The organism is Psychrobacter sp. JCM 18901 (assembly GCF_000586435.1).
Classification (GTDB): domain Bacteria; phylum Pseudomonadota; class Gammaproteobacteria; order Pseudomonadales; family Moraxellaceae; genus Psychrobacter.
Genome location: NZ_BAWH01000029.1, coordinates 1 through 13,506, shown reverse-complemented (window position 1 = coordinate 13,506; position 13,506 = coordinate 1). Strand labels below are relative to the sequence as shown.

Here is a 13,506-nt window from a genome sequence, read left to right as displayed (position 1 = left end):
CATGGATAGTAAACGCTTATGCTGTAGTCAATATAATAACTAAGATAAGCGCTTTGTTGATTAGATAAATAAATATTGGTTTAAACTGGTTTTGATAAATAATTAAATGCTTAGTGTTTTTTCACCGCGGGCAATACCAATCACACCTGAGCGAACCACTTCCATAATGCGCTCACGGCCAATCACATCGATAAAACCATCAAGTTTGGCTTTGTCGCCCACGATTTGAATCGTATATAAGTTCGAATTTACATCGACGATTTGTGCGCGGAAAATATCTGCGCTACGTTTAATCTCTTCACGCACACCGCCCGTTGCACGGACTTTGATGAGCATCAATTCACGCTCAACGTGTACGTTCTCTGTCAGATTAAGCACTTTAACCACTTCAATCAATTTATGCAATTGTTTGGTGATTTGCTCAATTCTTTCAGGTGACGTAATGGTCGTAACTGTTAGACGTGAGATACTTGGGTCATCAGTAGGTGCGACGTTCAAAGTTTCGATATTGTAGCCACGTTGTGAGAACAAGCCGACTAACCGCGACAACGAACCCGCTTCGTTTTCCATCAATACCGAAATCAGATGTTGTTGTTGCATTAGGTACGCTCCCCTTTTGTTAACCACATATCACGCATGGCCTGTCCAGCGATTTGCATTGGATATACATGCTCATTACGATCGACGTAAACATCGATAAATACCAGTTTGTCTTTCATAGCCATTGCTTCAGCCAATTGTGCTTCCATGGTCGCAGGGTCAGTAATTTTGATGCCGACATGACCATAGCTTTCAGCCAATTTCACAAAATCTGGTAAGGAGTTCATATAAGACTGGGCATGACGACCTTCATAAAGCATATCTTGCCACTGCTTCACCATACCAAGCTGCGCATTGTTAATGTTCAGAATTTTAACTGGTAAGTTATATTGCAAGCAGGTTGATAGCTCTTGGATATTCATCTGAATAGAGCCTTCACCAGTAATACAAACCACATCACGCTCAGGATTGGCAAGTTTGGCAGCCATTGCATACGGCAGACCAACACCCATGGTACCAAGACCACCTGAATTCAGCCATTGACGTGGCTCATTGTAAGTATAGTAAAGTGCCGCAAACATCTGATGCTGACCGACGTCACTTGTGATAATAGCGTTACTGTTAGTCACTTTATCTAGAGCTTGTACGACACTTTGTGGCTTAATACCATTATCTGTGCTGGTGTCATAACGTAAGCCATGACGCTTACGCCACTCATTAATTTGTGACCACCAATCGAGCAATGCGTGCTGCTCTAACTGCTTGTCTTGACCAACAATCTCTAGCATGTCCGTTAAGACTGACTTCACATCGCCTACGATAGGAATGTGCGCAAGAATCGTTTTTGAGATCGAAGCAGGATCGATATCGATATGAATGATGGTTGCGTTAGGGCAGAATTTTTTAACGTTGTTGGTCACACGATCATCGAAACGCGCGCCGACGGCCAAAATCACATCAGCATGGTGCATACTCATATTGGCTTCGTAAGTACCGTGCATGCCAAGCATACCTAAGAACTGACGATCAGAGCCAGGGAACGTACCAAGACCCATCAAGGTGTTGGTCACTGGTAAATTCAGACGATGTGCAAGATCTGTTAACTCTTCGTGCGCATTGCTCCAAATCACACCGCCGCCTGCATATACAACTGGACGCTGCGCTGCTAATAGCGTTTCAATGGCTTTTTTGATTTGACCACTATGACCTTTGAGTGAAGGCTGATAAGAGCGTATAAAAACTTCTTCTGGATATTCGTAAGCGAATTTTTCGCTAGGCGCGGTCATGTCTTTTGGCACATCAATGACGACAGGGCCTGGGCGACCAGTCTGGGCAATATAAAATGCCTTTTTTACAATCATTGGGATTTCGCTAGCATGACGTACTTGGAAGCTATGCTTAACGATAGGACGTGATACGCCTACCATATCTGTTTCTTGGAAAGCGTCTTCACCGATTAGGCTGCTTGGCACCTGACCTGCGATCACAACCATTGGTACAGAGTCCATAAAGGCAGTAGCAATAGCTGTCACGGTATTGGTCGCACCAGGCCTGATGTGGCCAACACGACGCCTGTATTACCAGTCACTCGCGAATAAGCATCGGCCATGTGGCCCGCTGCTTGCTCGTGACGTACTAAGATGTGCTCAATATTTTCTTGCTGAAACAGCGCATCATAAATGTGTAAGACCGCGCCACCTGGATAGCCAAAGATGTATTCAACACCTTCGTCCGTCAGTGCTTGCACCAGCATTTCAGCGCCCGATAGCATCACAGGCTGTGCACTACCTTCTGCAAGACGTTGTTGCTTTTGTTCAAAATTTTTGGCGGCATTACCCGTTTGGGTATGTCCCGTCATGTTCGGACTTTGCGTGGTTTGCGTCACTGTCATCACCTTTTTTTGCGGCGAGAATTTGCGGGATTCTATGAGCAAAAATAATTACTTACCGTCGTTATTTTCACTTACTGAATGATCGCTAATTCTTGTCCATATCAAGAATATCTGCCTAATAGGTTTAATCAAAACTGTCTCATAGGACAATACTAATCAAACGCAGCAGTGTATTTTAGGTCAGCTTTGTGATGGATGTTTATCGATATACAGTGACAAGATGCGAGTGCATCTATGAAAGAAGGCGCTTATTATTGAGGTTCGATACTAGCAAGTACCTATTGTGACTTTATTCGTGTGACTTTATTTGTACAGATGCATCGATATACACAAGCAAAAAAACTTCATAACCAATGCTAAATTATAAGATCTTTAGAACTTACAATAGGCTTTGGGGAAATCTCTCAACGGCGTATTATATCGCGTTTGATACAACTGCTAAAAACACCTTTAGCACATTTCAAATAATAAGTTTATCTTAGTCATTGTAGACAGATAAGTCCGGAGACAATGTATCGCTACCAATAGTGGTCGTTATGCCACTATGCTTGCTATATCATTATCACAAAGGAAATAAAACTGCGTAAGCTACCGATAAGTAACTTGTAGTTCTCTTTCTCAAGTGCCACGGCAACATCGTAAAAGCCGCTCACTGACCAATCAACTGCTATTATATTCGATGGTTTACGAGTTATTGTCAAGAAAAACTTCTAAAGCCTATCCCAAACTATTAGTTATTAAATAATATACATTGATAAGTATTATTTGCTAGAATCGATAGTCGATACATTATTACTACCAATAAAACGTTCAAATGTTATATTTACACCCATATACATTTGATTTTTATTAAATAAGAGGATTGCTACTATGCATATGCGTCTAAGATAAATACCGCTGCCAAACTGTTGATGAGTACTGCGTGTATGCTAATGCTGTCCATGAATGCCAGTCAGGCTATTCAAGTTTATAAATCAATTGGGGCACATGGTGAAGTAAAATATAGCCAACATGCGCCGCAAGTCGGTAAAAATATCGAACTGATTGAGTTTCGTAGTGATGGTAGACAGAACAATGCAGGGCAAATGGCAGGAAAAACAGATCCTAACCAGAGCAGCAATGCTCAAACTGCAGAAGAACAACGAGTAGCAGCACTTGAAGCACGTATTAAAGAACAAGAAGCTCAGGCTAATGCCCAACGCTGCCAGTCATTACGTAATAACTTGACCAACCTAAATGTAGGCGGACGTATCTATGAGATGGATGCTAACGGCAAACGCCAGTATCTAGATGGTCGTGAGATTGAGCTTAAGCGCGAGCGCGTACAGCAAGCGATTACTCAGTATTGCTCCAACCCTTCTACCTAGTCAAATCTCTTGAAAGCAAATATCAAACTATCATAAGCTGCATGACGTGACGAATGGCTGCTGGCATATCTTGAGCTTGTAGCCCTCTTTGCCCCACTAGCAATGTATTGGTGTTGTTATTCGCTTGACTCACCAATACATCTCCTGCAAACCCATGTATAAGAACCGCTTGATGTAAGCTACGTGCCTCTGCTGATAAATCTTGCTGTGCCAATAGTCCAGCGGTCACCCCAGATAGCACATCACCCATGCCAGCGGTTGCCATGCCAGCATTCCCTACATTACATACGTATACGTTTTCTCCTCCCTTTTCTTGCTCTAGCACTAAAGATCCTGCCCCTTTTAACACCCAGTCACCGCCATATGTTGCAGCACACTGTTTTATAGCTTGCAGTCTATTTGACTCAATCTTACTTATCTTTTGATCAAGTAGTCTAGCTGCTTCCCCACTATGTGGCGTCAAGCAAACCCGATGATTAGTACTGTATTCTCGTAACTCTGTTATTAGCTCATGATTACCCATGTGCATTGATGCCAAGTGATAAAGACCATCAGCATCGATCACAATTGATTTTTCACTCTCTATAGCAGCCTGTACATAATCAATAAATAATGCGTTGGCTTTTTCGTCACGGCCAAGTCCCATCCCAATGGCAACGACACTGGCCTGCTTGATTAAATCTCTTACGCCGCTTGCGTCATGTAGATTAATGGTCATCGCATCTGGCAATGAAGTCAGTAACGACCCATGAAAAGCCTCATGACAGGCAACTGTTATTTTACCAGCACCTGTCGCCATCGTACTGGCTGCAGACAGTATGGCAGCACCACCCATACCCTGAGAGCCATCGACGCGATTTCCGCCAATGACTAGCACATGACCATAGCTGCCTTTATAGCTGTTTTGGCGACGCAGATTCATACTATGTGCAGCCGTCATCAACGTGGCAACTGGCTCAAATGCTACATTGCCTACCTGATAAGGTATCAGCGGTATATCGACTACGTCTCCGCTATAGTCTGTACCATCTTTAGTGTGTAGACCAAACTTGCGTGAAATTAAACATAGAGTCACGTCAGCTTGTATTGCTATACGCTCGAACACTCCACCAGTAGAGGCTACTAACCCACTCGGAATATCAACTGCTATTGCCAGTGCGTGATTTTGTTGAGTAAGACTATTGAAGGTATTGATAGCTAATTCATAAATACCTTCTGGTATACGATCTAAGCCAATACCAAATAATGCATCGATATAAACATCAGCTAGCAAGTTTATTTTATCCGCATCATCGTGATTAACAACATCTTCAAACCGTTGATAGTTACAGTTGCTCGCTAAAGCTATCTGTAATGCCTTTGTCGCGTCAGTAATATTGCTACTATCGCTGTCTCCATTGTTAGAATTTTTAGAAGTTACTGATTGATCATGGATATCAAAATCATTTTCGCTAAAGCCAACCGTTATTACTTCTACTTGCCAGCCAGCTTGCTGTAAATAATGAGCGATAAGCCAGCCATCACCACCATTGTTACCTTTCCCTACCCAGATACTTGCCCGATGTGGATGAGCACTACGGTGATAAACGTTAGTGTTGGTAAAATGGCTGGCACTGACGGCTTTTCGCTCATAAATCTGCTCTATTTGCTGTGTCATTTGCCAAGCAGCTTGTTTCATCAAACCAAAACTATCGTACCCCTCTGCAAACCAAGCCTGCTCCATCGCATAAATCTGCTCACTACTATATAGCGCAATAGGTTGTGTATTTTTTATAGGTGATAAATGGGTACTATTTCTCATAACTCATCCTTGGTGTTGCTACTAATTTTTATTTTATCTAAATTTGGTTGCTTATTTCTCATATCAGCTTAGCAAAAGCTTATCTCGACTTATGTATCAATATGAATGTGAGTTTATTTTCTTTTATACTTGCACTCATTGCTCACTGGCTTATCATAGCGGTATTTACATTATCTCTGATTGTCAGATATGAATAATCTGATTAAAACAAACGAGAAAACCATCTAATAAGCACCTACTCTCTATGCCTACTGATAAAAACAAAATCGCCATTACGAACCCAACTGTATTTACAACCACAGCTGATGTTAAGCAGTGGATTACAGCACAAGCACAGGCATTAGGATTTACTGATTGTGGTTTTTTATCTGTGCATCATCCTTTGTTTACTCAGCAGATTGAACAACTACAGAAGTGGCTAGATAAAGGCTATGAGGGCCAGCTGCAGTTTATGCACAACAACCATGATCTGCGCGCTCATCCTGATCAGCTAGTCGAAGGCGCAAAGACCATCATCAGCGTACGTATGGACTATCTAACTCAAGCACCCACACCGCGTGCTGTCACTGATAACGATCATCCCAATAAAGGCATCATCGCGCGTTATGCAAGAGGGCGCGACTACCATAAGACAATGCGTAGTCGTTTAAAGCAATTGGCTTTGAAGATAGAAACAATGCTTCCTGAATGGCAACATTTAGATATCGGTTCAGAGAAAGAATTTGTGTTTAGACCTTTTAGCGATTCGGCGCCTATCTTTGAGCGGCCGATTGCAGATGCAGCAGGTCTTGGTTGGACAGGTAAACATACACTACTGATAAATAAGCAAGCTGGCTCATTTTTTGTACTCGGTGAGCTATTTTTGAGCCTTGAGCTACCCGATGACAAACCAGTTAAGGAGCATTGCGGTAGTTGTAGCGCTTGTATTGACATATGCCCTACTCAAGCAATTGTAGCGCCCCATGAGCTCAACGCTTCTGCTTGTATCTCTTATTTGACTATCGAACATGATGGCGTCATCGATACCAAATATCGACGCGAAATTGGTAATCGGGTCTTTGGCTGTGATGATTGTCAGTTAATCTGTCCATGGAATCGTTATGCCAATCTGACTACCGTCGATGACTTCGCACCAAGACATGGATTAGACAATAGTAGCTTGCTTGAACTATGGCAGTGGCAAGAAGCCGACTTTATGAAGAACACTCAAGGTAGTCCGCTAAGACGCACGGGCTATGTGAATTTTTTTTACGTAATATCGCTATTGGCCTTGGCAATGCTAATGCCAGCTTAGAAGTAGTCGAACAGTTAAAATCTAAATTGACCTTACATAATGACATGCTAGATGAGCATATTGAATGGGCCCTAATTGAGCAGCACAATAAGCTAGAATTAACCAATTAACCAATTAACCAATTAACCAATTAACCAATTAACCAATTATTTTATGACTATCAAATATTCCTGAGATAAAGTGTTTATTTGAAGTGTACAACATAAAAAAAGCCTCTTAATAATAAGAGGCTTTTTCATTAGAATGTCATATTTAAAATATTATTGTTCTATACGCTTCTTCTAGAATTATGGCTTCGGAATACGTAATACTTGACCTGGATAGATTTTATCTGGATCAGATAACATTGGTTTGTTTGCTTCGAATATCTTCATATAGTCGCCAGATGAACCATAAACTTCTTTAGCAATCTTAGATAAGCTGTCACCAGACTTTACCGTATACATTGTAGATTCAGGTGCATCTTCTTCAATATCGATGTTATCAATAACTTTTGCAACGTTTTGCACGTTACCGATAGCGATAATTGCTTTTTCACGATCAGCTTGAGTTTTAGCATTACCACTGATTTCTGCAGTATCTGTAGAACCATTATATTTGATTTTTAGGTTACTGATATTGAGGTTTTGCTGCTGAATACGGCGCAACAAAATATTTGCCACTGATTGTGCACTCGGCTCACTGCTTTGTACTGGTGTATTGGCATCTGCTTTCGTTTCTGTCTTAGCATCATGCTTTTCGTCATCACGGTTAAAAATCTTATCACCGATATCTTTTGCAAAGCTAAACATACCCATATATCTACTCCTTGAAATATTATTATTTATCACTCTTTTAATAAAACACATAGTCAGACAATATACTGAAAATCTAACTGGCGTCTTTTTCTACGACTTACTGTTATGAGTATAGATAAAAGGAGTCGATGTAGATAGTAATAGTATGTTGAATAATGTTGAATTGACGTAGTCAATGTTAAATTCGATTGCTGCATTTGAAAATAACAATCACGCACCCATAAAAAAACCGCCTATCTAATCAGATAAGCGGCATTATAAATCTGCTAAATAAGTAGCAGATTATAGTTGGGCTTGTACGTAATCAATTGCTTTTTGAACAGTAGTCAATTCTGCAGAATCTTCATCAGGAATAGTGATACCAAAATCACTTTCAAATGACATAACCAATTCAACTAGGTCTAAAGAATCTGCACCTAGGTCTTCCATGAATGAAGCATCGTTGTTGATATCTTCAACATTCATACCTAGTTGCTCAGCTACTGCTGCTTTTACTCTTAGCTCGATATCATTACTCATGTAGATCACTCCGTTATCATCTATTATTTTTAATAAACTGCTATAGCGCCTTATTTAACGCTATAGCATGGTATATAAAATGCGTTTGCCAGACTAGCAATGCTGTCTGAGTACTCTATGACATGTTATACAGTTTGTCTGATGTCTAATAAAGCCCTGTTATCATACAGGGCTTTGACTCAAAAGTATCCGTCATTATAGCACCCTTTATTATAGTTTACACTCGTTCACACAGTTTTTTTATTATAACTATGTAACGCTCGTATATTGACTACATATACATGCCGCCATTGACAGGAATCACAGCGCCTGTGATATAGCTGGCCTCGTCGCTAGCCAAGAAATGTACCGCTGCAGCGATGTCTTCTGGCTGACCAAGACGGCTGATAGGTACAGCATCTAACATAGAGTTCAATAGACGCTCATCAAGCTCATCTGTCATATCAGTTTCGATCAAGCCTGGTGCCACGCAGTTGATGGTCACTTGGCGTGAACCAATCTCACGTGCAAGCGTACGGCTAAACCCTTCTACGCCAGCTTTGGTCGCCGCATAGTTAGATTGGCCTGCATTGCCCATTTGAGCGACGACAGAGGTAATGTTGATAATACGGCCACGGCGTGCTTTCATCATACCGCGTACAGCACGTTTGCTCATGCGATATACCGATGTCAGATTGGTATCGATGACATTTTCCCAATCTTCATCTTTCATGCGCATCAGTAGGCCATCTTGAGTGATACCTGCATTGTTAACCAATACTTGTACCGCACCATAGACGCTTTCAATCTCTTCAAACAGTTTGTCAATTTGAGCAGTATCACGTACGTCTAAAACACGACCAATACCACCAGTATCATGAAGGTAGTCATCAATAAGCTCAGCGCCCTTTTCAGTGGTCGCAGTTCCAATGACAAAGTGTCCTTCTTTGGCAAAACGCTTGGCCACTGCCTTGCCAATACCTCGGCTAGCGCCAGTCACTAATGTAATCGTACGGCTCATGATAACACCTCCAATAATTTTTCTAGACGGGCAGGCTTGTCAGTAGGATAGCTGGCGATTGGCTGCGCCTGACGCTTCGCCAAATTGCTCAGTACATTACCACTGCCACATTCGATTAAGATATTGATTTGCTTATCAGCCAGCTCTTGCATAGTTTTTGACCACAGTACTGGCTCGCTCAGCTGTTCAGTCAATGCTTGCTTGATACCGACCGCACTGGTTTCAACGCGTGCATAGCGATTTTGTATAACAGGAATGGTTGCCTGATCAAACTTGATACCCGCTAATATCTCAGCCAATGCATTGCTGGCAGGTTCCATAAGTGCGCAATGAGACGGCACACTCACTTTTAGAGGAACAGATTTTTTACCAGTATTTTTGACTTTATCAATAACAGCATTAACACCAGCAGCGTTACCCGAAATAACCACTTGTCCTGGACTATTAAAATTGGCTGCACCGACTACCGCATTTTCTACGTGTTCGGTTGCCTGTTCACACAGGTTTTCGACTCGGTTGTCTTCTAGTCCTAGTACTGCTGCCATAGCAGTATCGACACCTACAACGGCCTCTTGCATCAACTGACCGCGCTTATGTACTAAAGTGACTGCATCACCCAGCGATATCACATTGGCAGCACACAGGGCACTGTACTCGCCCAGAGAGTGACCAGCTAAATAACAAGGCGTCTCTTCTATTTTTTGTTGTAGGACACGCCAAATAGCAATACTAGCTGTCAAAAGCGCAGGCTGAGTGTATTGGGTTTGATTGAGTTTTTCCTCGTCCTGACAGATTGCCCACAAATCCTCACCAAGCGCATCACTCGCTTCGGTAAATGTATCACGTATCTCTGGATAGATTTCGGCAAGCTCGCTCGTCATCGCGACTGCTTGAGATCCTTGTCCAGGAAAAATGACCGCGATACGAGCGGGTTGCTTTTTTTACCATATCGGGTACAGAAGCCATAACCAATATTCCTTATCTGATTAGAAATATCCCTAAAAACAATGGGGTGTATTATATTATTAGATGCTATACAAAGCCGCTACTTCAAGTATTTATGCAAGAAAACGGATTGTCAGTAAACTATACACTGACAGACACTATTATCATAGCGGATGCAAACCAAACAGCAAGAGTAACGCTGCCCAAATTAAAGGAGCAGATTATATCAGCACATTTTTAAATCTACTAAAAATAACAAGCGAATTAAGCAATAAGTCTAGTTATAAATAACAAAAAGCCAAGTTATCCAGCCACATAATATATGATAGCGAAATAACTTGGCTTTTTTTAGCTCAAAGCTTATTGACTAATAATAACTAGGCAAAAACAATAATAGTCACCAGTACTATTACTATCTTCGCCTAAGCTATCATAGAGCCAATGTCTTAGGCGTCTTGGCTGACTTTGAACAGTTGACGACCACGGTAGAAACCATCTTTAGTCATATGATGACGACGATGTTTTTCACCAGTAGTAGCATCTACGCTTAGTTCAGCAATTTCCATACGGTGATGTGAACGGCGCATGTCACGACGAGAACGGCTTTTACGACTTTTTTTGAACAGCCATGATATAGCTCCTATACTTAAAAGGGATAAGCTTGAAATTCAGCTTAAGTCGATACTGACAGAGGCTATATAATCATAACAACCTAAGTCTTAAGCATCATTAGTTAAATAGATTGCCACTCACATAAAGCACTGACTCAGGCTGAATCTTATAAAAAAATTTACCCAGTCAGTTTCTATCAGCAAGCAACAGGTTGCTCGAATGCAATAAACCGGACATTATACGCATGTTTATTAAATTAATAAAGCCCTGCCTTGCACTCTTCTGTACAAAGCTGATAAAAGGCTTTTTAAATGCATTGAGTAGATAATTTTGACGCTTATAGTTTGCCTTTTAACGAGGCTAAAGCAGCGAAAGGATTTTCACCTTCCTCTTCTTCTGGTATTTCACCAAACTGCTCAACAGACATTTCACAATCGTTATGCTTTGGTGCCATTGGGGTTTTGAGCAAGACCTCGTCTTCTACCAACTTCTTAAATGGTAACAGACGCTCTGGCGATTGCTCGGTGACGATTTCATCCAGTAATAAATAATCTTGTTCATCTTTAACTAGGCGAACCTGACTATCGTTTTCTAGTAGCGCGATGTCATAATCATCAGACAAGTCTATCGCGATTGGTTGTAAGCAGCGCTGACAAGTTAGCCAAACATCACCTGTCAAAGTAAATGCTAAATGCAAGACGTTGTTGCGACGATACAAGTTAGCGTTGAGCTGTATGTCTGACTGCTCATGTTCAGTACTCAAAGTAGTAGCAAGACGATCAAACGAGCTTGGCTTGACCTCTCCTGACCATTCGTAACCATTGTCTGCCCACTTATCTAAGGAGATGTGCTCAGGCATGCCAGTAGATACAGGCGCTTTTTTTATTGTCAGCGTGAGGTGCTGACGGTTTAGTTTCTGGAGTGCTTGACATGCGCGGCCTCATTCATAAAAACGGTGTATAATATTGCCTGCCATACTAACGGAAAGTGCCATATTCTGCTAGCGCTAGTATGTTAAGATTTTTTGATAGTAAATTTGCTTAAGCTCTTCTACTACTTACCTTTTACCTAAAGTTTTTTGTCTTTAGTATTTATTAAGTCAATGTCTTCTCTATGAATCTATCCGATAATAAAATGAATTTTTCTGACTTACTTCCTCCTGCTGAAGCAAGTTCGTTGCTACAACAGCTTATTCAATTAAGGGGTCATACTGAAAATGTTCCTAATAATAGACTGTGCTTCGATAAAGATGAGTATTTAAACGAATTAAGAAGTCAGTGGCAAGAGTTGTCTATTACTCAATTTGACAATACTCACACAGCAGAATCGATAGTTGATAGCGAACGATTAGCTACCGATTGGCTCATACAGTTATTTAATACTTTATTCGCTGATCAGCAAGTTATATTGGTTCGTAGCAATGATGAACCCGAATATTTTCCAGCTCAAAATGATAAGCCTGCCAGAATTGAATTCGCTCATGGCTTTTTTTGCTAGTGCTCTGCATGAAATCAGTCATTGGTGCGTAGCTGGTGACGCTCGTAGACAACTATCTGACTTTGGCTACTGGTATGCGCCAGATGGACGCTCAGCGGCTCAGCAGCAGGCATTTGAGCGTGTAGAAATCAAACCTCAAGCATTAGAGTGTTTATTCACCTTGGCGTGTGGACGAAATTTCCAAATCTCCCAAGATAACTTGTTTGCCGACTTCGACACCAGTAGTAGCACCTTTGCTATTGATGTCTATCAGCAAGTAGAAAGCTATATAGCCAAACCTCATACTCTGCCGCGTGACGCTAAGACTTTACTGACTGCGTTACTTAGCGCTTGCACTTCTTCATCTGAAACCAGCGCTTAGTTTAAATTACTAAGCGTTCCTACTTATTAACGATTTTCTACGGTTGGTAACGCCTTGCCACTAAACTTATATCTACTTTGAGCTATACTGATAACTGAAGTAGTATTTTGAAGATATCGATCTACTTTAGTTCTAGAGTAGTTTTTCTAATGTATCTAGTAATTGAACTACATCTAACTAATGAAAAATTTGTCTCAATTAAAAACCAATAATTATAAAATAAGGAACCACTATGGAAGTCTTCTATATTCATCCCGATAATCCGCAGCCACGTCTCATTGAGCAAGCCGCTGACCTATTGCGCAGAGATCAGTTAATTATTTACCCAACTGATACCAGTTATGCTTTTGGTTGCCGTTTGGGTGCAAAGGATGCCCTAGCGAAGCTTAAGCAAATCCGCGAACTCGATGATAAGCATCAATTTACCTTGCTATGCCGCGACTTGAGCGAAATTGCCAACTATGCAACAGTTGATAATGTGCAATTTAAACAGCTAAAAGCCCACACCCCTGCCCCAATTACTTTTATTCTTACTGCCACCAAAGACGTACCGAAAAAAACTGGCGCATGCAAAGAAAAAAACCATTGGTATCCGTGTACCTAGTAACCCCATTGCTCAAGCATTATTAGAAGCGATGGATGAACCTATCTTAACCAGCTCACTGATTTTGCCTAATCGAGACGATATTTTGGATGACCCATTTGAGATTGAAGATTTGCTAGGCAATCAAATCGACGGTCTCATCAATGCAGGTATAAAGACAACTAAGCTTACTACTATCGTGGATATGACTAGCAGCGTTCCTGAAGTTATCAGGCAAGGTGCGGCCAATGTCGATTCGTTATTACTCTAAGCAGCTAATTATTGCTTTGAACAGCTAC

The 13,506-nt window shown here is 41.2% G+C and carries 9 protein-coding genes and 4 pseudogenes; 4 read left to right on the top strand and 9 right to left on the bottom strand.

The window, feature by feature from the left end; genetic code table 11:
- Positions 1–102 precede the first annotated feature (102 nt).
- Entirely contained in the window at positions 103–600 is a 498-nt protein-coding gene (gene ilvN, locus TT11_RS15715) for an acetolactate synthase small subunit (protein ID WP_057758828.1), read from the bottom strand.
- Positions 600–2,311 (bottom strand): annotated as a pseudogene (locus TT11_RS15710) (acetolactate synthase 3 large subunit). Before TT11_RS15710 ends, ilvN begins: the two are co-directional and overlap by 1 nt.
- Positions 2,312–3,342: 1,031 nt before the next feature.
- Here TT11_RS15710 and TT11_RS15705 point away from each other — a divergent pair.
- Positions 3,343–3,798, top strand: a complete 456-nt coding sequence (locus TT11_RS15705; protein WP_261871105.1) for a DUF4124 domain-containing protein — start codon at positions 3,343–3,345, stop codon at positions 3,796–3,798.
- 22 nt (positions 3,799–3,820) lie between these two features.
- On the opposite strand, the gene TT11_RS15700 is transcribed toward TT11_RS15705, so the two are convergent.
- Positions 3,821–5,599, bottom strand: coding sequence for an NAD(P)H-hydrate dehydratase (locus tag TT11_RS15700; protein WP_261871095.1), 1,779 nt, complete (start codon positions 5,597–5,599; stop codon positions 3,821–3,823).
- A gap of 244 nt (positions 5,600–5,843) precedes the next feature.
- Here TT11_RS15700 and queG point away from each other — a divergent pair.
- Positions 5,844–7,003, top strand: a pseudogene (gene queG / locus TT11_RS15695) (tRNA epoxyqueuosine(34) reductase QueG).
- Positions 7,004–7,180: 177 nt separating this feature from the next.
- Here the strand turns inward: queG and lysM are convergent.
- The 6 genes from lysM to TT11_RS15665 all read right to left on the bottom strand — a co-directional run bounded on the left by lysM (position 7,181) and on the right by TT11_RS15665 (position 11,625).
- The gene (lysM, locus tag TT11_RS15690; RefSeq protein WP_057758817.1) at positions 7,181–7,690 is read right to left on the bottom strand and encodes a peptidoglycan-binding protein LysM; all 510 of its coding nucleotides are present in this window, start codon (positions 7,688–7,690) and stop codon (positions 7,181–7,183) included.
- A gap of 282 nt (positions 7,691–7,972) precedes the next feature.
- Positions 7,973–8,209, bottom strand: a complete 237-nt coding sequence (acpP, locus tag TT11_RS15685) for an acyl carrier protein (protein ID WP_057758815.1) — start codon at positions 8,207–8,209, stop codon at positions 7,973–7,975.
- Between the two features lie 271 nt (positions 8,210–8,480).
- Positions 8,481–9,209 carry a 3-oxoacyl-ACP reductase FabG gene (gene fabG / locus TT11_RS15680; RefSeq protein ID WP_057758813.1) on the bottom strand — a complete coding sequence of 243 codons (729 nt, stop codon included), beginning with the start codon at positions 9,207–9,209 and terminating at the stop codon, positions 8,481–8,483.
- Complete coding sequence (fabD, locus tag TT11_RS15675; RefSeq protein WP_261871094.1) at positions 9,206–10,090, bottom strand: ACP S-malonyltransferase; 885 nt, start codon at positions 10,088–10,090, stop codon at positions 9,206–9,208. Before fabD ends, fabG begins: the two co-directional genes overlap by 4 nt.
- A 510-nt stretch (positions 10,091–10,600) precedes the next feature.
- On the bottom strand, positions 10,601–10,780 hold the full coding sequence (rpmF, locus tag TT11_RS15670; protein WP_261863551.1) for a 50S ribosomal protein L32: 180 nt from the start codon (positions 10,778–10,780) through the stop codon (positions 10,601–10,603).
- Between the two features lie 323 nt (positions 10,781–11,103).
- Complete coding sequence (locus TT11_RS15665; RefSeq protein WP_261871093.1) at positions 11,104–11,625, bottom strand: DUF177 domain-containing protein; 522 nt, start codon at positions 11,623–11,625, stop codon at positions 11,104–11,106.
- A 254-nt stretch (positions 11,626–11,879) separates the two neighbouring features.
- Here TT11_RS15665 and TT11_RS15660 point away from each other — a divergent pair.
- Both TT11_RS15660 and TT11_RS15655 read left to right on the top strand, forming a co-directional pair.
- Positions 11,880–12,624 (top strand): annotated as a pseudogene (locus tag TT11_RS15660) (elongation factor P hydroxylase).
- Between the two features lie 232 nt (positions 12,625–12,856).
- A pseudogene (locus tag TT11_RS15655) lies at positions 12,857–13,478 on the top strand (L-threonylcarbamoyladenylate synthase).
- The last annotated feature ends 28 nt before the right edge of the window (positions 13,479–13,506 follow it).

Coding starts and splice junctions, on each gene's coding strand:
- ilvN (WP_057758828.1), bottom strand. CDS start 600: ATGCAACAACAACATCTGATTTCGGTATTGATGGAAAACGAAGCGGGT.
- TT11_RS15705 (WP_261871105.1), top strand. CDS start 3,343: ATGAGTACTGCGTGTATGCTAATGCTGTCCATGAATGCCAGTCAGGCT.
- TT11_RS15700 (WP_261871095.1), bottom strand. CDS start 5,599: ATGAGAAATAGTACCCATTTATCACCTATAAAAAATACACAACCTATT.
- lysM (WP_057758817.1), bottom strand. CDS start 7,690: ATGGGTATGTTTAGCTTTGCAAAAGATATCGGTGATAAGATTTTTAAC.
- acpP (WP_057758815.1), bottom strand. CDS start 8,209: ATGAGTAATGATATCGAGCTAAGAGTAAAAGCAGCAGTAGCTGAGCAA.
- fabG (WP_057758813.1), bottom strand. CDS start 9,209: ATGAGCCGTACGATTACATTAGTGACTGGCGCTAGCCGAGGTATTGGC.
- fabD (WP_261871094.1), bottom strand. CDS start 10,090: ATGACGAGCGAGCTTGCCGAAATCTATCCAGAGATACGTGATACATTT.
- TT11_RS15665 (WP_261871093.1), bottom strand. CDS start 11,625: ATGCCTGAGCACATCTCCTTAGATAAGTGGGCAGACAATGGTTACGAA.